Source organism: Streptomyces spororaveus, assembly GCF_016755875.1.
GTDB lineage: Bacteria > Actinomycetota > Actinomycetes > Streptomycetales > Streptomycetaceae > Streptomyces > Streptomyces spororaveus.
On record NZ_BNED01000005.1, the window covers coordinates 6,904,142 to 6,924,441 of the forward strand.

19 protein-coding genes are annotated in these 20,300 nt (G+C 72.5%); 12 read left to right on the plus strand and 7 right to left on the minus strand.

Going from position 1 to position 20,300, the window contains the following annotated elements; translation table 11 throughout:
• The first annotated feature begins 11 nt into the window (after nucleotides 1-11).
• Nucleotides 12-443 (plus strand): SPW repeat protein, encoded by a 432-nt coding sequence (locus tag Sspor_RS33785; RefSeq protein ID WP_202202479.1) that lies wholly within the window; start codon nucleotides 12-14, stop codon nucleotides 441-443.
• 238 nt (nucleotides 444-681) lie between these two features.
• Nucleotides 682-834, plus strand: a complete 153-nt coding sequence (locus Sspor_RS33790) for an SCO1431 family membrane protein (protein WP_202202480.1) — start codon at nucleotides 682-684, stop codon at nucleotides 832-834.
• Nucleotides 835-852: 18 nt separating this feature from the next.
• Here the strand turns inward: Sspor_RS33790 and kilB are convergent, their stop codons facing one another.
• Nucleotides 853-1,317 (minus strand): plasmid transfer protein KilB, encoded by a 465-nt coding sequence (kilB, locus tag Sspor_RS33795; RefSeq protein ID WP_202202481.1) that lies wholly within the window; start codon nucleotides 1,315-1,317, stop codon nucleotides 853-855.
• Nucleotides 1,318-1,760: 443 nt separating this feature from the next.
• Here kilB and Sspor_RS33800 point away from each other — a divergent pair, with 443 nt between their 5' ends.
• The 4 genes from Sspor_RS33800 to Sspor_RS33815 all read left to right on the plus strand — a co-directional run bounded on the left by Sspor_RS33800 (nucleotide 1,761) and on the right by Sspor_RS33815 (nucleotide 8,122).
• A complete protein-coding gene (locus tag Sspor_RS33800; RefSeq protein WP_202202482.1) occupies nucleotides 1,761-1,943 on the plus strand; it encodes a hypothetical protein in 183 nt (60 codons plus the stop codon).
• A 240-nt stretch (nucleotides 1,944-2,183) separates the two neighbouring features.
• Nucleotides 2,184-3,356, plus strand: a complete 1,173-nt coding sequence (locus Sspor_RS33805) for an acyl-CoA dehydrogenase family protein (RefSeq protein WP_202202483.1) — start codon at nucleotides 2,184-2,186, stop codon at nucleotides 3,354-3,356.
• Nucleotides 3,357-5,872: 2,516 nt separating this feature from the next.
• Nucleotides 5,873-7,009 (plus strand): Rv3169 family protein, encoded by a 1,137-nt coding sequence (locus Sspor_RS33810; RefSeq protein ID WP_202202484.1) that lies wholly within the window; start codon nucleotides 5,873-5,875, stop codon nucleotides 7,007-7,009.
• A 15-nt stretch (nucleotides 7,010-7,024) separates the two neighbouring features.
• Nucleotides 7,025-8,122: a phosphotransferase family protein gene (locus Sspor_RS33815; protein ID WP_202202485.1), complete on the plus strand. Its 1,098-nt coding sequence runs from the start codon at nucleotides 7,025-7,027 to the stop codon at nucleotides 8,120-8,122.
• 16 nt (nucleotides 8,123-8,138) lie between these two features.
• On the opposite strand, the gene Sspor_RS33820 is transcribed toward Sspor_RS33815, so the two are convergent.
• Complete coding sequence (locus Sspor_RS33820) at nucleotides 8,139-8,618, minus strand: hypothetical protein (RefSeq protein ID WP_202202486.1); 480 nt, start codon at nucleotides 8,616-8,618, stop codon at nucleotides 8,139-8,141.
• A 217-nt stretch (nucleotides 8,619-8,835) separates the two neighbouring features.
• Between Sspor_RS33820 and Sspor_RS33825 the strand changes: the two genes are divergently transcribed.
• The 4 genes from Sspor_RS33825 to fxsA all read left to right on the plus strand — a co-directional run bounded on the left by Sspor_RS33825 (nucleotide 8,836) and on the right by fxsA (nucleotide 12,759).
• Nucleotides 8,836-9,276 carry an Lrp/AsnC family transcriptional regulator gene (locus Sspor_RS33825; protein ID WP_030011705.1) on the plus strand — a complete coding sequence of 147 codons (441 nt, stop codon included), beginning with the start codon at nucleotides 8,836-8,838 and terminating at the stop codon, nucleotides 9,274-9,276.
• Nucleotides 9,277-9,371: 95 nt separating this feature from the next.
• The gene (locus Sspor_RS33830) at nucleotides 9,372-11,000 is read left to right on the plus strand and encodes an amidohydrolase (RefSeq protein WP_202202487.1); all 1,629 of its coding nucleotides are present in this window, start codon (nucleotides 9,372-9,374) and stop codon (nucleotides 10,998-11,000) included.
• A gap of 304 nt (nucleotides 11,001-11,304) precedes the next feature.
• Entirely contained in the window at nucleotides 11,305-12,126 is an 822-nt protein-coding gene (locus Sspor_RS33835) for a polyprenol monophosphomannose synthase (protein ID WP_202202488.1), read from the plus strand.
• Between the two features lie 60 nt (nucleotides 12,127-12,186).
• Complete coding sequence (gene fxsA, locus Sspor_RS33840; RefSeq protein ID WP_202202489.1) at nucleotides 12,187-12,759, plus strand: FxsA family membrane protein; 573 nt, start codon at nucleotides 12,187-12,189, stop codon at nucleotides 12,757-12,759.
• A gap of 89 nt (nucleotides 12,760-12,848) precedes the next feature.
• On the opposite strand, the gene Sspor_RS33845 is transcribed toward fxsA, so the two are convergent.
• The 3 genes from Sspor_RS33845 to Sspor_RS33855 all read right to left on the minus strand — a co-directional run bounded on the left by Sspor_RS33845 (nucleotide 12,849) and on the right by Sspor_RS33855 (nucleotide 15,785).
• Nucleotides 12,849-13,223, minus strand: coding sequence for an RNA polymerase-binding protein RbpA (locus Sspor_RS33845; RefSeq protein WP_007262928.1), 375 nt, complete (start codon nucleotides 13,221-13,223; stop codon nucleotides 12,849-12,851).
• Between the two features lie 313 nt (nucleotides 13,224-13,536).
• Nucleotides 13,537-14,946, minus strand: coding sequence for an MFS transporter (locus Sspor_RS33850; protein ID WP_202202490.1), 1,410 nt, complete (start codon nucleotides 14,944-14,946; stop codon nucleotides 13,537-13,539).
• A gap of 68 nt (nucleotides 14,947-15,014) precedes the next feature.
• Nucleotides 15,015-15,785, minus strand: a complete 771-nt coding sequence (locus Sspor_RS33855; RefSeq protein WP_202202491.1) for a glycerophosphodiester phosphodiesterase family protein — start codon at nucleotides 15,783-15,785, stop codon at nucleotides 15,015-15,017.
• Between the two features lie 248 nt (nucleotides 15,786-16,033).
• On the opposite strand from Sspor_RS33855, the gene Sspor_RS33860 reads away from it, so the two are divergent.
• Nucleotides 16,034-17,536, plus strand: a complete 1,503-nt coding sequence (locus Sspor_RS33860) for an SCO1417 family PLP biosynthesis transcription factor (protein WP_202202492.1) — start codon at nucleotides 16,034-16,036, stop codon at nucleotides 17,534-17,536.
• Between the two features lie 36 nt (nucleotides 17,537-17,572).
• Here Sspor_RS33860 and Sspor_RS33865 read toward each other — a convergent pair whose 3' ends face one another.
• The gene (locus Sspor_RS33865) at nucleotides 17,573-19,204 is read right to left on the minus strand and encodes an ATP-binding protein (RefSeq protein ID WP_202202493.1); all 1,632 of its coding nucleotides are present in this window, start codon (nucleotides 19,202-19,204) and stop codon (nucleotides 17,573-17,575) included.
• 83 nt (nucleotides 19,205-19,287) lie between these two features.
• The gene (locus Sspor_RS33870; protein ID WP_030031218.1) at nucleotides 19,288-19,482 is read right to left on the minus strand and encodes a hypothetical protein; all 195 of its coding nucleotides are present in this window, start codon (nucleotides 19,480-19,482) and stop codon (nucleotides 19,288-19,290) included.
• A gap of 330 nt (nucleotides 19,483-19,812) precedes the next feature.
• Here Sspor_RS33870 and Sspor_RS33875 point away from each other — a divergent pair, with 330 nt between their 5' ends.
• A complete protein-coding gene (locus tag Sspor_RS33875; RefSeq protein ID WP_202202494.1) occupies nucleotides 19,813-20,235 on the plus strand; it encodes an ankyrin repeat domain-containing protein in 423 nt (140 codons plus the stop codon).
• Nucleotides 20,236-20,300 lie beyond the last annotated feature (65 nt).

Sequence of the window (20,300 nt, forward strand, 5' to 3'; positions counted from 1 at the left end):
GGCGGCCCGCCATGACCACCCATCCCAGCATCGAACACCACCCCGACCTCGCCGAGATGCGTACCCGGTTCGAGCGGGTGACCAGCACTCCCCGGGCGCAGGCCGTCGAAGCACTGGCCCTGATCACGGGCCTGTACCTGGCCGCCTCGCCGTGGATCGCAGGATTCAGCGGCCTCACCCCGCTGGCCATCAACAACCTGATCGCCGGCCTGGCCTTCTGCCTGTGCATGAGCGGTCTGGGCTCCGCCTACGAGCGCACCCATGCGATGGCGTGGACGGCGGTCGCCCTCGGTGCGTGGACGATCATCGCCCCGTGGGCCATCGCCGGTGAGATGGACACGACGCGAACGGTGGTCAGCAACGTGATCGCCGGAGGTGTCGCCCTGTGCCTCGGCCTCGCGATGGCGGGCATGGCGAGCCGGGACCGCGAGTCCCGCGCCTGACAGGGACGCCGGAGGAAGTGCCGCAGGAAGCACCGGAGGAGGCGCCGGGGGAAGCATCGGATGAAGCATCGGATGAAGGAACGCGCCGGGTCCCGACCGAGCAGGCCGGGACCCGGCCGCCTGCCGCAGAGGCCCGGGCGGGAGCGGATCCCTGTCCTTATATGTCTATGTTTGCGTGACGCAGACCACCCCTGGCGTCCCTACCGCGAAACGTGCGAACGCTGGCACATTGGACGCCATGACTGCCGACAGCTCCGCCCCCATCGCCGCCCCCCGGGACCTCGTCCGGACCGGAGGCCCCAAGGACGACTCCACCTGGCTGGAGCACGTGCTCGGCTGGACCCTGGTGGTCGTCGTCGCCATGTTCGTCACCCAGGTCGGCTGGCTCTGACCCCGTCCCGGCCGGGGATCACCCGGGGCTCAGCAGCGCGGCGGCCGCTGTGACGAAGGCCACCGAGGCCTGCTTGGCCGAGTGCCGCCGCGCGTCCAGTTCGGCCCGGCTGGTGGCCTTGCGCAACGCGTACGTGGCATCCGCCGCCTGCTGGGCGGGGCCGGCCAGCCCGGGGACCAGTACCTGAAGGCGGATGTGCGGCGCGGTGATCGCGGCCCGGGTGTCGTGCGACCTCGTCTGCGCCTCCAGCTGATGCTCGGCGCCCGCGTCGGACAAGGCCAGGCGCTCCCGGTGGAACATCGCCGAGCGGTGGGCGTCCAGCGCCGCCGCGAACTCGGTGACGGCGCCGAGCTGGTCCTGGCGATGGCTGTCGGCGCGCTGCTCGATGCGCGCGGCGCGTGCCGACCGGTGCTGGAGGAGCCCGGCGGTCAGAGCGCCGGCGAGGGTGCCGAGTACGGCAACGATCGAAGACCACAGGGACATCGGGTGTCGGGTCCTCTCGGGTGGTCGGTTCGACGGTGAAGCCAAGACACCTTCCAGGGTGGGCGTCCTGGGGCGCTTCGAGGCTAGGGCTGTATTTGATCAGCGGTCAACTGCGTCCGCATCCAGGCCGACAGCAGACTCGCATGGACGAACTCATGCCCCCCGTATGCACGTTGTCGGCCGACACTCGCGTACCTGCTCACCGGGAACGAAATCGCCGAACACATGAGCACGGCACGGGAGTTGACCCCCTACTGCTTCGAGAGCAGGCGCGCCCACCACCGAACCGTCGCCCAGGACTCCGCGGCCGAGCCGGTCGCCCGGGGCCGGCGGCGACACCGACCACCCCCGGCGCTGAGCGCTCCGCCCCATCCTCGACGGCTACGTACGCCACGCCGGGCACCCCGCGCCGCCCACCGCACCCTCGCCGAAGGAGCGCCCGGATGCCGCATTCCCTCCCCCCCCCAGGTCGCCAGGTCGCCCGGGTTGCCCTCGTGGGCCGGCTCTCCGGTGCCGGAGGGGCCGCCCTGGACTGGATCGGCCGGCCGGGCGCCCCGGACCGGCCCGATCGCGCCGAGCTCGGGGGGCTGCTGGTGCGGTGGCCGCGCGCGACACTGAAGATGTGAGAGGAGTTCGTCCCGGAGTGTCCGGCACCTCCCGGCCCCGGGGAGCCGTTCGATCCGCTTGGTGATCTTGCCCCGGTGACGGGAAGCCCCTGATCGGGCATACTCAAGCCGCCGCAGCCGCTGAACAGCCCCTTCCGTAACCCGGAAGGGCAACATCGGCTGTGAGATTTCAGAGACCCGGCGGCGCGTCCCACACCTCACGCGTCGCCGCCGTGCCCGACCAGGGAGGAGAGCGCCGCCATGACTGACCGCGCCCCGCAGCCGGTGGACCGACAGCTGCCCACCGAGGAGTCCCGGGACCTCCTCGCCCTCGTACGCGAGATCGCGCAGCGGGAGATCCGCCCCAAGGCAGCCGAGGAGGAGGACTCCGGCCGGTTCCCGCGGGAGGTCTTCACCCTGCTCTCCGAGGCCGGCCTGCTCGGCCTTCCGTACCCCGGAGAATTCGGCGGCGGCGACCAGCCCTACGAGGTCTACCTCCAGGTCCTGGAGGAGCTGGCCGCGGCCCGCCTGACCGTCGGCCTCGGCGTCAGCGTGCACTCCCTGGCCTGCCACGGCCTCGGCGGCTACGGCACCAAGGAACAGCAGAGCGCCCACCTGCCCGCGATGCTCGGCGGCGGCCTGCTGGGCGCCTACTGCCTCTCCGAGCCGGCCGCCGGATCGGACGCCGCCTCGCTCACCACCAAGGCGGTCCGCGACGGCGACGACTGGATCATCACCGGCACCAAGGCCTGGATCACCCACGGCGGGGTCGCCGACTTCTACACCGTCCTCGCGCGCACCGGCGCCGAGGGCCCCAAGGGCATCACGGCCTTCCTGGTCCCCGGGGACGCGGAGGGCCTGACCGCGGCCGTGCCCGAGAAGAAGATGGGCATGAAGGGCTCGCCCACCGCCCAGCTGCACTTCGACGGCGTACGGGTCTCCGACGCCCGCCGCATCGGCGAGGAGGGGCAGGGCTTCAGCATCGCCCTGGCCGCTCTGGACGCCGGGCGACTGGGCATCGCCGCCTGCGCCATCGGCGTCGCCCAGGCCGCCCTTGACGAGGCCCTGACGTACGCCCTGGACCGCAAGCAGTTCGGGCACCCGATCGCGGACTTCCAGGGACTGCGCTTCATGCTCGCCGACATGGCCACCAAGATCGAGGCGGGCCGGGCGCTCTACCTCGCGGCGGCGCGGCTGCGTGACGCGGGCAAGCCGTTCTCCCGCCAGGCGGCCATGGCCAAGCTGTTCTGCACGGACGCGGCGATGGCCGTCACCACGGACGCGGTGCAGGTCCTCGGCGGCTACGGCTACACGGCGGACTTCCCCGTCGAGCGGCTGATGAGGGAGGCGAAGGTGCTCCAGATCGTCGAGGGCACCAACCAGATCCAGCGCATGGTCATCGCCCGCCACCTGGCGGGCCCGGAGACGCGCTGACCGAGGTCAGTACAACCCACTGCTGGTGGTGGGCCAGACCGGGGAGGACGTGAGCCGCGACCACTCCGGGTCACGCCGGCCGGGCAGCGTCCGGCCGGCATCGGCCCACCGCGCCAGCAGATCCCGGTAGATCGGCGGGTCGGGCACCTGCTGCGCCTGCTCACGCGGACGCTGAACCGATTCTTCGAAGCCCGGCGCCGCCGGGCGACGCCTTCGGCCCGTTGAAGACTGAAGCATGGTCATACCCGGCCAACGCGGAACCGAAGGGCCGGGTAATCGCCCCCGGGGTACGGCTATCCGTTCGAGGTGTCGCCGAACGGCGGCGTACCGGGCGCGCCGCCGCCGGAAGGCGGGGGCCGGCGTCCGGGGTCGGAACGTGGGGCGGCGGCTGCGGTGCGGCCGATCCGCGCGGGCGGCTCCGGAAGGCGCGGCGGGGGCTTCGGCGTGCGGGAGATGGGCGGCCGGAGCCGAAATGCAGGGCGGTGGTCGGCAGGTGGGGCCGGTGCGGCCGGGTCGGGACCTGTGGCGGTGGCGCTGCAGAGCGGGAGCTGCTCGGGCGGTGGTCAGTGATGTGTATGGGGGTTTCCCGTCAGTCTCATCGTCTCTCCGTGTCGGGCCGGTCCCTCAAGGGCGCTCCTTCGTCGCGTCGCTTCGCGATGGCCTTGCGGCCACCCTTGACCGACCGTCCCGCCCCGGAAATCCGAAGACTGCCGAGAAGCCCCCAAAAGAACGAGCCGGTCCAGGCTCTAAGGGACGGGGCGGCCAGAGACCCCCTGCCCGGACGGGGGCAGGGACACCCGACAGGCGGGGCCCATCCAGCCCCCGGCCCGTGTCGGGGGAAGCGCCCCAAATCGCTACGCGCTCCCCATCTCTCAGCGTCTCCAGTCCGTCCTGGGCTGGACATAGGCCGCCCACGACCTCGATCCGGCGCTCGACCTGCGTCCGACGACCGGCCGGGGCCCGCCACAAGCCGCCCACGACCTCGATCCGACGCACGACCCGCGACCGACGACCGGCCGGGGCCTGGGTACAAGCCGCCCACCACCCAGTGATTCCTCGTTCACGGCGGCGGACGGCCGTCCGTGGCGGGTCATAGGCCGCCCACCATCCGTCGGTTTCTCATTGACGGCGTCCGACGGCCGTCTGCGCGGTCATAGGCCACCGAGGACTCTCGGATGCTCCTCTTTGCCGGCGGCCGACGGCCGGTGCGCCCGCCCGGGCGCGTTGAGGGTCCTCTTTGACTGCGTCTGACTGCCGTCCGGAGGTGAAAAGGCGTGGGACTGCGGCTATTTCGTCGTGGATACAGGTCAGCGCACATGGGCGACCCAAAGGGTCGTTGGTTTGCCCCAATTGCCCCTGTCTGGGGGTTGGTTTCTGGTGTCGTGTTGGCGCTGACCCGATTCCACGACGGAATAGCGGAGGTGTCAGCCGCCAGTCCCCCTCAGAGACTCTCATCAGCCCCCAACCGGCCGCCGGTCGCAGTCTCGGAGGAGCGCGTAGCGATTTGAGGCGGCTCAATGCCCAGCGTCGGCCGGTCGTCGGACGCAAGTCGGGCATCGGGCCGGGCTGGTGGGCGGCTTGTGTCCAGGCCCCGGACGGTCGTCGGTCGCAGGTCGAGAGTCGGATCGAGGTCGTGGGCGGCCTATGCCCAGCCCAAGACGGTCGTCGGACGCCGAGACTGGGGAGTCAGTGGGGGTGGTGGGCGGCCTATGTCCAGCCCAGGACGGGGTGGAGACGCTGAGACGTGAGGAGCGCGTAGCGATTGGACGCGCCTCCCCTGATCCGGGTCTCGGTCTGGATGGGCCCCGCCTCGGGAGCGTCCCCACCCCAGTCCGGGCAGGGGGTCTCTGGCCGCCCCGTCCTGATCCTTGAGTGCCCGGCTCGTTCTTTTGGGGGCTTCTCGGCAGTCTTCGGATTTCCGGGGCGGGACGGTCGGTCAAGGGTGGCCGTCAGGCCATCGCGAAGCGACGCGACGACGAAGGAGGAGCGCCCTTGAGGGACCGGCACGACACGGAGAGACGATGAGACTGACGGGAAACCCCCATACGCCACTCTGGCCACCGAATGAGCAGCTTCTGCCTTCCGAAGCCACCGCTCCAGGACCCGGCTCCGGTCGCCTGACTCCCGTATGCCGGAGCCGCCACGCCTTCCCGGTCCCGTCCGCCTGGTTCCTGTCTGCCGGAGCCGCCGCCGCGCCTTCCTGAAGTCAGCCGCTCTGCTTCCGCCCCCGGTGCTTCTGCCGCACTGTCCGGTCCCGGCCGTCCGGCTTCCGCCCCCGGTGCCCCCGCCGCACGGTCCGGTCCCGGTCGCCCGGCTTCGCCCCGGTGCCCCCGCCACACCATCCGGTCCCGCCCGCTCGGCCCCGCCCCCGCCCCGCCCCGCCCCCCGCCTTCGGCGGGCTCGGCACGGTGCGCCGGGGTGTCAGAGCGTGCCAGAAGGGTGGCCTCGGGGCTGGTTTCTGACGTACCGTCATATTCGCCCGAGCCGCCACCCGAAGCTGCCCCAGGAGGTTCGCCATGCCCGCCGACCGGCCCGTCGCGCTCGACGAGTACCCCATCCACCAGGCCCCCTTGTCGATGAAGCATGTGGTCAGCGGCGACCGAAACGCCTACGACCGCTGCATCTTCCACGTCTTCGACCACGCCGGCCGCGCCGTCCTGATACTCGGCCTCGGGGTCTACCCCAACGCCGGGGTCATCGACGCCTACGCCACCCTCCGCGTCGGCGACGAGCTGCTCGCCGTCCGGGCCTCCGACGCCCTCACCGACGACCGGATGAACCTCTCGGTGGGACCGCTGTCCATCACCGTCGACGTGCCGCTCAAGCGGCTCACGCTCCGCTGCGCTCCCGATCCGGCCGACCCGCACGGGCTCTCGTACGACATCACCTGGACCGCCGAGTTCCCTGCCGTCTGGGAGCCGCACCACGTCCAGCGGCGCGGTGACCGCCTCATGCTGGAAGGCCGCCGCTTCGTCCAGGCCGGCCAGGTCACCGGGAGCATCCGGGCCAAGGGCGAGGAGTTCACCCTCACGCCGGGGGAGTGGACCGGCACCCGCGACCGGAGTTGGGGCGTGCGGCCGATTCCCGGCGAGGAGGGGGGCCGCGCTGCCGAGGAGTACCGCCCCGAGGGCTTTCACTGGCTGTGGATCCCGGTCCGCTTCGAGGACCGCTTCGTCATGGTCATCGCCCAGGAGGACGCCGACGGCCACCGCACCCTGAACGAGGCCGTGCAGGTCTTCCCCGAGGGCAGTGGACGCCGTGACGTCCAACTCGGCTGGCCGCACACCGACATCCGCTACCGGCCCGGCAGCCGGCACCCCGAGCGGGCCGTCGTGCACCTGACCGATCCCGCCGACCGCAAGCCCCTCGAACTGGGCGTGGAGATCCTGAACTCCTCCCCGCTCGCCGTCGGCGCCGGCTACCCGCCCGCCGGTGACTGGCAGCACGGCACCTGGCAGGGCCGCGGCTGGAGCGACCGCCGCGTCTACGACCTCTCCGACCCCGCGGCCCATCCGATGGCCGCCTACGGGGTGACCGACCACTCGGCCCGCTTCACCCTCGACGGGCGGATCGGCCACGGCATCTTCGAGCACGGCAGCTTCGGGCGACACGACCCGAGCGGATTCGCCGACTACTCCTCCGTCGCCCAGTAGGAAAGGGGATCGACCATGGCCACCGCACCACGTCCGCGCACCTCCACCCGGGAGCCCGAGGAGCTCGGCCGCCGCCTCGCCGCCTGGCTGGGCGCCAGGCTCCCCGGCGCGCGCGTCACCAACGTCCGCGTCCCCGGATCCAACGGGATGTCCAGCGAGACCCTGCTGTTCGACATAGAGCACCCCGACACCCCGCTGCGGGCCTGCGCGCTGCGCCTCGCCGCTGACCCGGCCGCCTACACCGTCTTCCCGACGTACGACATGCCGCGCCAGCACCGCGTGATGAGTCTGGTGGCCGAGCACACGGACCTGCCCGTCCCGCGCGTGCAGTGGCTGGAAGAGGATCCGGGGCCGCTGGGGGCGCCGTTCTTCGTGATGGCCCGCGCGGAGGGCCGGGTGCCGCCCGACGTCATGCCCTACACCTACGAGGGCAACTGGCTGCACGCCGCCACCGACGCCGAGCGTGCCGCCCTCCAGGAGGCGAGCGTCTCGCTGCTGGCCCGGCTGCACGACCAGTTCCCGTCCAAGGAGGCGGAGTTCCTCCTCCCCGACGGCGAGGGCACCCCGCTGCGCCGGCACGTGGACGCCCAACGGGCCTACTACTCCTGGGTGGTGGGCGGGCTCGCCCCGTCCCCGCTCATCGAGCGGGCGTTCGCCCGTCTGGAGGAGCTGTGGCCGCGGGACGAGGGCCCCGCCGTGCTCAACTGGGGCGACGCCCGGATCGGCAACGTCATCTACGACGGCTTCACACCGGTGGCCGTACTGGACTGGGAGATGGCGGCGTACGCCCCGCGCGAGGTGGACCTCGGCTGGACCGTCTACCTGCACCGGTTCTTCCAGGACCTCACGGTCGGTTTCGGCCAGCCAGGCCTGCCGGACTTCCTGCGCCGCGAGGACCTGGAGCGCCGGTACGCCGAACTCACCGGCCACACCCCGCGGGACATGGAGTTCCACACCCTCTACGCGGCCCTGCGGCACGGGATCGTGATGCTGCGCATCGCCTACCGGCAGGCCCACTTCGGCGAGGTCGAGGTCCCGGCGGACCCGGACAGCCTGATCCTGCACCACGCCGCCCTGACGGCCATGGTGCAGGGAACGTACTGGCAGGGGTAGGGGAGCGGCGCGGCCGTCAGGCCGCCTGCGCGTGCTGCTGCCGCGTCTGCGCCTGCGGCCGCGGCAGCACGGGGCTCACCACGCGGACCGGGCGCGAGCCCGGACCGCCGACGTGGGAGAAGGGCTGAGTGCGCCAGTCCAGGCCCTGGGGCAGGGCCGGCAGGACGACGGATTCGAGGTCCTGCACCTCCACCTGCTGGATCATGCCGACGGTGGGCAGCGCGTCGCTCGCGGGCCGCCCGGTGCCCGCGCACACGGTGAGGCCGAAGGGGTTCCACGGGGTCAGGCAGAGGGCGTGCTGCGGCAGGTACTCCTCGTCCGCGACGAGGGCGATCGACTGGCCGCAGTCGGGGCAGATCGCGTGGTGGATCTCGAATCCCTCGGTCTCGTCGAGGTAGTCGCCGTCCCCGCCGTCGTCCGGGTAGGTGCCGTCCGCGGATTCGAGCGGTTCCAGGGGCTCCGGTTCGGTGCGACCGGTGCGCTTGGTGTTCTGCATGGATGTATTCCCCCTTGGGTGGGCCGGGCGGGCAGGTTCTTCGGCCTCGGCCACAGCAAGCAATTCCCGTCGAGCGTCACGAGTAACCACAACGGACCGGCCTCCACCTGCATACCCCTGTGGCCTTGGTCACATGCCTGCCGCAGATGCCTCCAGTGGGCGGACACCACTGGGCCTGGAGTGCCCTTGGGCCGTAAGTTGAGCGGCTATGAGCGCAATGGAGGAGCTGGACCGCCAGATCGTGGATCTGCTCGTGCGGGACGGGCGGATGAGCTACACGGATCTGGGCAAGGCCACGGGACTGTCCACGTCGGCAGTCCATCAGCGAGTACGACGTCTGGAGCAGCGCGGGGTCATCCGCGGCTATGCGGCCGTGGTCGATCCGGAGGCCGTCGGCCTGCCGCTGACCGCGTTCATCTCGGTCAAGCCCTTCGACCCTAGTGCCCCGGACGACATCGCGGACCGGCTGGCCGGCGTCCCCGAGATCGAGGCCTGCCACAGCGTCGCGGGCGATGAGAACTACATCCTGAAGGTGCGCGTCGCCACCCCCCTGGAGCTGGAAGACCTCCTGGGCCGCCTGCGGGCCCTCGCCCACGTCTCGACGCGCACGACGGTCGTCCTGTCCACCCCCTACGAGGCGCGCCCGCCCCGCGTCTGAACCGCGCCCGCCCCGCGCCCGCCCCGTGTCCGGGCGGGGACCGAGAGGGGACCCGGTGGTCGGGCCGGGGTGGGCGACGCGGGACACTGGTCGGCATGACTGACCGCACCGCCCACTCCGCCGAGGCCGCCGGAGCACCGACCAGGACCGTTCTCCTCCGCGGGGGCGAGGTGCACAGCCCCGCCGACCCCTTCGCCACCGCGATGGTCGTCGAGCGCGGCCGTATCGCCTGGGTCGGTTCGGAGGGCGCCGCCGACGCCTTCGCGCAGGGCGTGGACGAGGTCGTCGACCTGGGCGGCGCGCTCGTCACGCCGGCCTTCACCGACGCCCACGTGCACACCACCTCCGCGGGTCTGGCCCTCACCGGGCTGGACCTCACCGGCGCGCGCACCCTGTCGGCCGCGCTGGACCTGGTACGCGCGTACGCCGCGAGCCGGCCGGCCGACCGGGTGCTGCTCGGGCACGGCTGGGACGCCTCCCGCTGGCCCGAGCGCCGGGCCCCGTACCGCGCCGAACTCGACGAGGCCACCGGTGGCCGCCCGCTCTACCTCAGCCGCGTCGACGTGCACTCGGCCGTGGTCACCACGGCCCTGCTCGCCCTCGTCCCGGGGGTCCGGCCCGACGGCGACCGGCCGCTGACCGCCGACGACCACCACGCCGTGCGGCGGGCCGCGCTGGCCGCCGTCACCCCCGCCCAGCGCGCCGAGGCGCAGCGGGCCGCCCTCGACCGGGCCGCCTCGCTGGGCATCGGCTCCGTCCACGAGTGCGGCGGGCCCGAGATCTCCTCGCCCGAGGACTTCACGGGGCTGCTCGCCCTGGCCGCCGAGCGGCCCGGGCCGCGCGTCTTCGGGTACTGGGCCGACCGGGACCTCGGGCTGGCCAGGGAGCTGGGAGCCGTCGGAGCCGCCGGGGACCTGTTCGTGGACGGGGCCCTCGGCTCGCACACGGCCTGCCTGCACGCCCCGTACGCGGACGCCGCGCACACCGGTACCGGATACCTCGACGTGCGCGCCGTCACCGAGCACGTGGCGGCCTGTACCGAGGAGGGGCTCCAGGCCGGATTCCACGCCATCGGGGACGCCGCGATCACCGCCGTCGTCGAGGGCGTGCGGGCGGCCGCCGAGAAGGTGGGCCTGGCCCGTGTCCGCGCCGCCCGGCACCGGGTGGAGCACGCGGAGATGATGACCCCCGCCACCATCGCCGCCTTCGCGGAGCTGGGGCTGACCGCTTCCGTGCAGCCCGCGTTCGACGCGGCCTGGGGCGGCGAGGACGGTATGTACGCCGACCGGCTCGGCGCCGGGCGGGCCCGTACCCTCAACCCGTACGCGGCCATGCTCAAGGCCGGTGTCCCTCTGGCCTTCGGCTCGGACGCGCCGGTCACCCCGCTCGACCCGTGGGGCACCGTCCGCGCGGCCGCCTTCCACCGCACCCCCGAGCACAGGATCTCCGTACGGGCCGCCTTCACCGCCCACACCCGGGGCGGCTGGCGGGCGCTGGGCCGGGACGACGCGGGTGTCCTCGTCCCCGGCGCGCCCGCCGACTACGCGGTCTGGCAGACGGGTGACCTGGTCGTCCAGGCCCCCGACGACCGGGTCGCCCGCTGGTCCACCGACCCCCGCTCGGGTACCCCCGGACTGCCCGACCTGAGCCCCGGATCGGCACTGCCGGTGTGCCTCGCCACGGTCGTCGGCGGGCGGGAGGTATTCGTACGCCCACAGGGGTGATCCGGCGGGCCTCGGTTCGGTACGGGCGGTCGGACCCGGATAGGTTCGGCCGGGTCCACCACAGGAAGTCCGTGCCGGACGACTCCGTCTGCGCAGCGCGCCCGCGCCTCGGGGGCGAGGGAAGGTTTCGCCGGGCGGCGGGTGGCCCCGGGTCGGGGTCCGCGGTCCAGTAGACAACGGTCACGGCGGCCCGCAGCCAGCGGGTGTCTGACCGGCCCGAAGGACCACGGGCCCCGGCCACTGTTCTAAAGTCATCCTCTGCGACCAGACGTACAGGACGTGCAAGCGCACAAAAGGGGACTCAGTGAGCGACGGCGGACAGCGGACCTACGGACCGCTCGGTACGGCCTTGGTGATCATTCCGACCTACAACGAGGCGGAGAACATCGGGCTGATCGTCGGGCGTGTGCGCGCGGCCGTGCCCGAGGCCCACATCCTCGTCGCGGACGACAACAGCCCGGACGGCACCGGCAAGCTCGCCGACGAGCTGGCGGCCGGCGACGACCACGTCCACGTGCTGCACCGCAAGGGCAAGGAGGGGCTGGGCGCCGCCTACCTGGCCGGCTTCCTCTGGGCCCTGGAGCAGGGCTACGGGGTGATCGTCGAGATGGACGCCGACGGCTCCCACCAGCCCGAGGAGCTGCCCCGCCTGCTGACCGCGCTGGCCGGCGCGGACCTGGTCCTGGGCTCCCGCTGGGTGCCGGGCGGGCGGGTGGTGAACTGGCCCAAGAGCCGGGAGTTCCTTTCGCGCGGCGGTTCCACCTACTCCCGGCTGATGCTGAACCTCCCGATGCGGGACGTGACCGGCGGCTACCGGGCCTTCCGCCGGGAGACCCTGGAAGGACTGGGGCTGGACGAGGTGGCCTCGGCGGGCTACTGCTTCCAGGTCGACCTGGCGCGCAGGGCGGTGCAGAAGGGCTTCCGTGTGGTGGAGGTCCCCATCACGTTCGTCGAGCGTGAGTTCGGCGACAGCAAGATGAGCAAGGACATCCTCGTCGAGGCGCTGTGGCGGGTCACCCAGTGGGGTATCAAGGCCCAGGCCTCCAAGCTGCTGGGCGGCGACAAGGGTGGCGAGAAGGGCAGTGACAAGGACGGCGGCAAGGGCGGCGGCCCGGGCACCCCTTAAGGGATGTCCGGTACCTCCGGCTGAGGCCGCTTTTACACGGCCCCAGGCACACTGGGTGGTATGACGACCGGTATTTCCACGGCCCCCCGGCGGCGCTCGCCCGCCCGTACGTTCCTCCCCCTGGCGATCGCCGCCTGGCTGATCCTGGAGATCTGGCTGCTCACCGTGGTCGCGGACGTGGCCGGCGGGCTCGCCGTGGCGGCGCTGCTCGCGGGCGGCATCGTCCTGGGCGCGGTGGTCATCAAGCGCGCCGGGCGGCGTGCCTTCAAGAACCTCGCGAGCACCTTCCAGCAGGCCCAGCAGGGGCAGCAGCCCACTCCGCAGCAGCCCGGCCAGGGCAACGGCCTCACGATGCTCGCCGGCCTGCTCCTGATGCTGCCCGGCCTGCTCTCCGACGTGGCGGGCCTGTTCCTGCTGCTGCCGCCCGTCCGGGCCTGGATCGGCCGCAGGGCGAGCCGCTCCCTGGAACGGAAGATGGCCTCGGCTCCGGCCGGCAGCTTCGGGGACGCCTTCCAGCAGGCCCGGATCCACTACCCCGACGGCAAGGTCGTCCAGGGCGAGGTCATCCGCGAGGACCGCCCGGGGCAGCAGGACGGCCCGGATGCCGCGTTCCGGCCGCCGCTGACCCCGTAAGGCCTCCCCGTGAGGCCCCGGAGACAAGCCGAGGGGCCCCGCCACACACTGTGTGGCGGGGCCCCTCGGCTTGTGTATCCGTCCGGCTGTCAGGCGGACTTGCGGCTGTCCCGCGGATGCACGGCAATGTTCATGGCGCCGGAACGCAGGACTGCAAGCCTTTCGGCCAGCACTTCCTCCAGCTCCTCGCGGGTGCGTCGCTCCATGAGCATGTCCCAGTGCGTTCGCGCAGGCTTGCCCTTCTTCTCTTCGGGCCCATCCCCGTCCACCAGGAGTGCCATGGCGCCGCACGCCTTGCACTCCCACTCCGGCGGAATTTCTGCCTCAACCGAGAACGGCATCTCAAATCGATGTCCGTTCTGGCATGCGTACTCCACCGCCTGGCGCGGGGCCAGATCGATGCCGCGGTCCGTCTCGTAGCTGGTAACCACGAGGCGCGTACCGCGGAGAGCTCGCTCACTCATGAATCGTGCCTCCCGGGCTTGTCGCCCACAGGACAGGTGTCGCTGTCGTCGTCATCCGGTCAACGTCCGGTCGGCGGTATAGATTCCCGCTCCGGGTCGTGCGTCGCCCGTCGTGCCGCCCCTTGTTGTACCCACCAGTGCCCGTTTTGTCACATCTGGCAGCAGATGTCACCCAACGTCCACGCATATTGAGCGCGCAGTAACGGTCCGCCTGGCAGGCCAAAGGCGTACACTACCGGCCCTTTGCTTCAACGTCTAAATTCGTTCGGAATTCGTTCGTAGATCCGGGCGGGGCGCACTCGCGGACCCGCGCTCAGATCCGCTCCGGTACAGGATTGCCTGCCGCCTCCACCGCGCGCCGCACCGGCACTCGCGCCAGCAGCACGAATCCAAGTGCGAAGAAGACCACCAGGGAGATGATCGCGTCCCGGTAGCTGCCCGTGAGCTGGTACGTCAGGCCGAACACCAGCGGCCCCACCCAGCTCAGGCCCCGGTCGCTCATCTCGTACGCCGAGAAGTACTCGGCCTCCTTGCCCGCGGGCACCAGGTGCGAGAACAGCGAGCGCGACAGGGCCTGGCTGCCTCCCAGCACCAGCCCGATCATCGCGGCGAGCGCGAAGAACCACACCGGGGTCCGCGCCGGCAGGAAGTATCCGGCCGCCAGGGTCACCGCCCACGCGGCCAGCGAGCCCAGGATCGTCCGCTTGGCTCCGTAGGTCCGGGCGAGGCGGCCCATGCCCAGTGCGCCGGCCACCGCCAGGACCTGCACCAGCAGCACCGCCCCGATCAGCGTGGACTGCTCCAGCTTCAGCTCCTCCGAGCCGTAGACGGAGGCCTGGGAGATCACGGTCTGCACGCCGTCGTTGTAGATCAGGTACGCGAGCAGGAACGACAGCGTCAGCGGGTAGCGCCGCATGTCCTTCAGCGTGGCGACGAGCTGCTTCCAGCCGCTGACGGCCGGAGCCGCCCCCGGCTCCCGCACCACGGCCCGGTCCCGCAGCCGGCGCAGCGGGATCAGCGCGAACGCCCCCCACCACAGGCCCGCGGAAGCCAGGCAGATCCGGATGGCCATCCCCTCGGAGAGACCGAAGGAGTCGTGCCCCATGTAGAGCACCAGGTTCACCACCAGCATCACGGACCCGGCCGTGTAGCCGAAGGCCCATCCCCGTGAGGAGACGGTGTCCCGCTCGTCGGGGGTGGAGATCTGCGGCAGATAGGCGTTGTACAGCACCATCGACACGGACAGGGAGGCGTTCGCCACCACGAGCAGCAGGCCGCCCAGCAGGTAGCGCTCCCCGCCGAGGAAGAACATTCCGGCCGTCGCCGCGGCGCCCGTGTAGGCGGCCGCCGCCAGCAGCGGCTTCTTGCGTCCGGTCCGGTCGGCGACGGCACCCACCAGCGGCATCAGCAGGACGGCCAGGATCACCGAGGCCGAGACCGAGTAGGCGAAGAAGGATCCGGCGCGCACCGGGATGCCCAGCGGGTGCACGAAGCCCTCGGCGTCCGCGGCGGCCTTGGCCACAGCGGTCAGGTAGGGCCCGAGGAACACGGTCAGCACGCTCGCCGAGTAGACCGAGACGGCGAAGTCGTAGAAGTACCAGCCCCGCTGCTCGCGCTTGCGCTCGGCGGCCGCGGCGGTCGCGTCCGCCGGGGCGGCCCCGGCTCTGCCGTCCTCCGACCCGGGTTCCGCTTCCTCGGTCCTGCTGCGCTCTTCCGCACTCATGCGGTGTCCCCCTCGCTGGTCCCGTTCCGCAGCGGCGTCCCGGCCCCGGCGGGAGGCGATGGGCGAAGTCAGGCCCAGGCCCCGCGCCGGTCCAGCACCGTGCGCAAGATGTCGATCCGGTCGGTCATGATGCCATCGACACCCAGGTCGAGGAGAGCCTCCATACGTTCCGGTTCGTTCACGGTCCAGACGTGTACCTGGAGTCCCCGCTCGTGCGCGGTCCGTACGAACCGGCGGTCGACCACGCGGATTCCGGCGTGGGTCTCCGGAACCTGCGCCGCCACCGCGCCCACGCGCAGCGCCGCGGGAATGGCGTACGAGCGCAGCCGCAGGCCGAGCACTCCGCGGACTCCGTAGGAGGTCGCCAGCCGGGGCCCGGCGATCCGCTGGGCGCGGGCCACCCGGCTCTCCGAGAAGGAGCCCACGCAGACCCGGTCCCAGATCCCGGCCCGGGCGATCAGGTTGACCAGCGGGTGCAGTGCCGACTCGGCCTTGACGTCGATGTTCCAGCGGGCGTCCGGGAACTCCTCCAGCAGCTCCTCGAAGAGCGGCAGGGGCTCGGTGCCCGCCACCCGGGCCTCGCGGACCTGCTTCCAGGACAGCTCCGCGATCCGGCCCCGGCCGTCGGTGACCCGGTCCAGCGTGGAGTCGTGGAAGGCGACGAGCTTTCCGTCGGCCGTGGCGTGCACATCGGTCTCGAAGTAGCGGTAGCCCGCCCCGGCGGCCCGGCGGAAGGCGGCGGCGGTGTTCTCCAGCCCGTCCGCGGCGCCGCCCCGGTGGGCGAAGGGGATCGGAGCCGGGTGGTCCAGATACGGATGGCGAAGGCGTACGTGCGTCACGGCGGCAGTATGCCCTCTGTTACCGGTGGGGAGCGCGCGGCCCGATGGCCGAGCGGTGAACGGCGCGCCGCCACGGCCGCGTGGTCCGCACCGCCGGGCGTCCGGGCGCTCGGCGGCCGGGCCTCCGGGAACCGCGGCCCCTGGCCCGGGTGGCCCCCGGCGTGACAGGCTGTGGGGGCGGAAGCAATCCAATACGGGCCGCGCCCGGCGTCGGGCGGGGCCAATTCGACGAAGGTGGACCGGACAGCATGGCCGAATGGACCTCAGCGGTCGGTGCCGCACAGCTCGCCCGTCTGATCACCTCCCAGCAGGAGCGGCCCGGTGTCCCCGGGGCCCGGAAGCCGCCCGCCTACCGGACCCTCGCCGACGGCATCCGCCTCCTCGTCCTCGAAGGCCGCGTCCCGGTCGCCGCCCGGCTGCCCGCCGAGCGCGAACTGGCCGTCGCCCTCTCCCTCAGCCGCACCACCGTCGCCGCCGCCTACGAGGCCCTGCGCGGCGAGGGGTTCCTGGAGTCCCGCCGCGGCTCCGGCAGCTGGACCTCCGTCCCGGCCGGGAACCCGCTGCCCGCCCGGGGCCTGGAGCCGCTGCCGCCCGAGTCCCTCGGCTCGATGATCGACCTCGGCTGCGCCGCGCTCCCGGCCCCCGAGCCCTGGCTCACCAAGGCCGTCCAGGGCGCGCTGGAGGAGCTGCCGCCGTACGCGCACACCCATGGGGACTATCCGGCGGGTCTGCCCGCGCTGCGCCGGATGCTCGCCGACCGCTACACCGAGCAGGGCATCCCCACCATGCCCGAGCAGATCATGGTCACCACCGGGGCGATGGGTGCCATCGACGCCATCTGCAGTCTTTTCGCCGGGCGCGGGGAGCGGATCGCCGTCGAGTCCCCCTCGTACGCCAACATCCTCCAGCTGATGCGCGCCGCCGGGGTCCGCCTGGTGCCGGTCGCCATGGCCGACGGCCTCAGGGGCTGGGACATGGACGTCTGGCGGCAGGTGCTGCGCGATTCGGCCCCCCGCCTCGCCTACGTGGTCGCCGACTTCCACAACCCGACGGGCGCGCTGGCCTCCGAGGACCAGCGCCGCGCGATGGTGGAGGCCGCCCGCTCGGCCGGCACCGTCCTGGTGGCCGACGAGACCATGCTGGAGCTCCAGCTCGACCCGGCCCTGGAGATGCCCCGGCCGGTGTGCTCCTTCGACCCGGCCGGCAGCACGGTCATCACCGTCGGCTCCGCCAGCAAGGCCTTCTGGGCGGGCATGCGGATCGGCTGGGTCCGCGCCGCCCCCGACGTGATCCGCAGCCTGGTCGCCGCCCGCGCCTACGCCGACCTCGGCACGCCGGTGCTGGAACAGCTCGCGGTGAACTGGCTGATGCGGACCGGGGGCTGGCAGGAGGCCGTCGGGCTCCGCCGCGAGCAGGCCCGGGAGAACCGCGACGCGCTGGTCGCCGCGGTCCGCCGGGAGCTGCCGGGCTGGGAGTTCGAGGTCCCGCAGGGCGGGCTGACCCTGTGGGCCCGTGCGGGCGGGCTCTCCGGCTCGCGGCTGGCCGAGGTGGGGGAGCGGGTGGGCGTACGGGTCCCCTCGGGGCCCCGGTTCGGCGTGGACGGGGCCTTCGAGGGCTATGTCCGGCTGCCGTTCACCGTGGGCGGGCCGGTGGCCGACGAGGCCGCCTCCCGGCTGGCGGCGGCGGCCCGGCTGGTCGGCACCGGCGCGGGCGGCAGCGGCGCGGAGCCGCCGCGCACCTTCGTGGCGTAGCCCGCAGGACCCGCGCCCGGCCCCGCCGCAAACCGCCTACGAAGCCTCGGCCGGTACCTCCGGAATCCCCGGGGCGTCCAGAGCCGGGCCCTGCACCGGCGGCTGCCCCTGGAGCGTCTTGCCCGGCGCGCCCTGATCCCGCCGACCGCCCCCGCCGGGCGCGAGCCGCCCCGGCAGCAGCTCCAGCACGGCCTGGCGGTACGCCGGGTGCGTGGCCTCGTCGTACGGGTCAGGGGTGGCGGGCACCTGCAGCCGGTGCACCGGTCCGGTGCCGAGCCGGGCGTACCCGCGCCCCGGCGGCACCTGCGCCGTCGGGGTGGTGTGCGGCGGCAGTCCCAGTACGTCGGCGATCTGCTGGATCGCGGCGGGCCCGAGCACGACACGGGCGCGGGTGTGCTGCCAGATGGCGTCGTGCAGCAGTTCCAGGTGCCCGAACTGCTCGGCCACCACGACGGTGACGTGCGCGGGCCGGCCGTGCCGCAGCGGTACCTGCAGCTGGGTCAGCAGGTCGGGGCCGCCTTCGGCGACGGCGAGGTGGGCCAGCACGCTCGGCTGGTCCAGCAGGATCCACAGGGGCCGCCGGGTGTCCTCGGGCGCGGGCCGTCCGGCCTCCCGGGCCCGGTGGGTGGCGATGAGCCGCCGTTCGGTCTCCTGCGCGGCCCATTCCAGGGTGGCCTGTGCCCCGGTCGGCCCGCATTCCACGGCGAGGACGCCGCAGCGGCCGGAGAGGCAGGAGTACTCGCCGCTGCCGCCGCCGTCGACGATCAGTACGTCGCCCCCGTGCCGCAGGGCCTGCAGAGCGATGTTGCGCAGCAGGGTGGAGGTGCCGCTGCCGGGCTGGCCGACGGCGAGCAGGTGGGGTTCGGAGGATCGGGGTCCGGTGCGCCAGATCACCGGTGGTACGTCCCGGGGCTCGTCGCCCTCCAGGACGGGCAGGGTGCGCTGCACGCCGCCGGCGTCGGTGAATCCGAGCACGGTCTCGCCGGGGGAGGTGACGAACGGCTGGGCGGCGATGCCCGTCGGCAGCGCCGCCAGCACCCTCAGGTCGAGCTGGTTGCCCTCCTCGTCCCAGTCGAAGAGATACTCCCGTCCGCGCCCGGACTTGGCGTGCAGCAGTGCCTCGATCCGGGCCCGTGAGGTGGCCTCGCCGTCGGTGAAGTAGGCCGGGTAGCGGATGTGGAGCCGGGTGATGCGGCCCGCCTCGTCGAACTCGTAGCCGCTGAGGGCCTTGTCCCACTCCCCGCCGTGGGCGAAGAGCGGACTTGGGTCCTCCGGGATGGAGAAGTACGGCACGAGGGCTTCGTAGAGGGAGCCGAGCCGTTCGGTCTCGGCATCGCTGGGTCCGGTCTTCGCCGGGGTGCGGTCGCGTCCGTGCCAGGCCGCCGCCGCCATGAGGGTGAGCAGGGCGAGGAGGGGGCCGTAGGGGACGAGTGCGACGACGAGGACGCAGGCGGCGCCCAGGAACAGCGCGGGACCACGCTTGTCCTTGGGGGTCTGCGACCACCGGCGCCGTCCGGACGCGGCCAGGATGCGCAGGCCGCGTCCGATGACGAGGAGCGGATGGAGGACGTCCGTGGCACTGTCGGCGGCCGTGCGAGCGAGGTCGCGGCCCCGGGCCAGCGACGTGGTGCCGCTGCTGAGGATGCGGGGAAGTGGGCGCCGGGCCACGGGCGTCTCCTGGAGTTGTCGGTGTGGCGGTGTTCCGGGTGCTGCTGGTGTCGCTGCGTGAGGGGCGGGCCAGGGGGTGTCCCCTAGAGCTTGATCCCGCCGAGCAGGCTCGCGAGGCTCGCCGTGCTCGCCGTGATGCTCGGGGCGATGGCGGAGCCGGCGAGGAAGAAGCCGAAGAGCGAGCAGACGAACGCGTGCGTCAGCTTCATCCCGTCCTTCTTGAAGAAGAGGAAGCAGATGATGCCGAGCAGGACCACGCCTGAGATGGACAGGACCATGAGGTTTCTCCTGGTTGGTGGGGACAGTCACCATCAGTTGTTCCAGGCTCACAGGAAGTATCAATGCGACAAAAGGTGCATACGGGTGAATCCGCGGGTTTTTCACTTGACCGGCTCAGTCCGGCTGGCGCGCCCGGCGCGCGGCGGGTCGAGGGTGATCATTGCCTCGGCCCGGCCCGGACATGTGCAGGCCAGGGCGCTACTCTGGCGATTCACCCGTACGGACGCAGCGCCGTGCACCCCCCTGCCCGCCCGGCCCCCGGCCGGGTCTTCGGCGTCGTGACGGGCGGGGCGGACCATGTCAGCAACGAGTGAAAGGCGGTACGAACCATGAGCGAGCACGCAGCGGAGGGCTCCGGTTCCCAGGACGTCCCCGACGAGGACGTCATCGAGCTGGCCACCAAGATCTTCGACCTCGCCCGCCAGGGCGAGACCGAGGCGCTCACCGCCTACCTGGACGCCGGGGTCCCGGCGAACCTCACCAACGACCGCGGCGACACCCTCGTCATGCTCGCCGCCTACCACGGCCACGCAGACACCGTGTCGGCCCTGCTGGCCCGCGGCGCCGAGGCGGACCGCGCCAACGACCGCGGCCAGACCCCGCTCGCCGGCGCGGTCTTCAAGGGCGAGGAGGCCGTCATCCGCGCGCTGCTCGCCGGCGGGGCCGACCCGAAGGCCGGAACCCCCTCCGCCGTGGACACGGCGCGCATGTTCGCCAAGGCCGACCTGCTGGAACTTTTCGGAGCCGAGTAGTCCGGTTTTGCCTGGGATCTGGCCGGGCCCGGACGCTTCCCCAGCTCACAGGTTGGTCACGGCGG

Coding starts and splice junctions, on each gene's coding strand:
- Sspor_RS33820 (WP_202202486.1), bottom strand. CDS start 8,618: ATGCAGAACACCAAGCGCACCGGTCGCACCGAACCGGAGCCCCTGGAA.
- Sspor_RS33860 (WP_202202492.1), top strand. CDS start 16,034: ATGGCCGAATGGACCTCAGCGGTCGGTGCCGCACAGCTCGCCCGTCTG.
- Sspor_RS33810 (WP_202202484.1), top strand. CDS start 5,873: ATGCCCGCCGACCGGCCCGTCGCGCTCGACGAGTACCCCATCCACCAG.
- Sspor_RS33785 (WP_202202479.1), top strand. CDS start 12: ATGACCACCCATCCCAGCATCGAACACCACCCCGACCTCGCCGAGATG.
- Sspor_RS33800 (WP_202202482.1), top strand. CDS start 1,761: ATGCCGCATTCCCTCCCCCCCCCAGGTCGCCAGGTCGCCCGGGTTGCC.
- kilB (WP_202202481.1), bottom strand. CDS start 1,317: ATGTCCCTGTGGTCTTCGATCGTTGCCGTACTCGGCACCCTCGCCGGC.
- Sspor_RS33875 (WP_202202494.1), top strand. CDS start 19,813: ATGAGCGAGCACGCAGCGGAGGGCTCCGGTTCCCAGGACGTCCCCGAC.
- Sspor_RS33850 (WP_202202490.1), bottom strand. CDS start 14,946: ATGAGTGCGGAAGAGCGCAGCAGGACCGAGGAAGCGGAACCCGGGTCG.
- fxsA (WP_202202489.1), top strand. CDS start 12,187: ATGACGACCGGTATTTCCACGGCCCCCCGGCGGCGCTCGCCCGCCCGT.
- Sspor_RS33845 (WP_007262928.1), bottom strand. CDS start 13,223: ATGAGTGAGCGAGCTCTCCGCGGTACGCGCCTCGTGGTTACCAGCTAC.
- Sspor_RS33805 (WP_202202483.1), top strand. CDS start 2,184: ATGACTGACCGCGCCCCGCAGCCGGTGGACCGACAGCTGCCCACCGAG.
- Sspor_RS33825 (WP_030011705.1), top strand. CDS start 8,836: ATGGAGGAGCTGGACCGCCAGATCGTGGATCTGCTCGTGCGGGACGGG.
- Sspor_RS33815 (WP_202202485.1), top strand. CDS start 7,025: ATGGCCACCGCACCACGTCCGCGCACCTCCACCCGGGAGCCCGAGGAG.
- Sspor_RS33870 (WP_030031218.1), bottom strand. CDS start 19,482: ATGGTCCTGTCCATCTCAGGCGTGGTCCTGCTCGGCATCATCTGCTTC.
- Sspor_RS33790 (WP_202202480.1), top strand. CDS start 682: ATGACTGCCGACAGCTCCGCCCCCATCGCCGCCCCCCGGGACCTCGTC.
- Sspor_RS33830 (WP_202202487.1), top strand. CDS start 9,372: ATGACTGACCGCACCGCCCACTCCGCCGAGGCCGCCGGAGCACCGACC.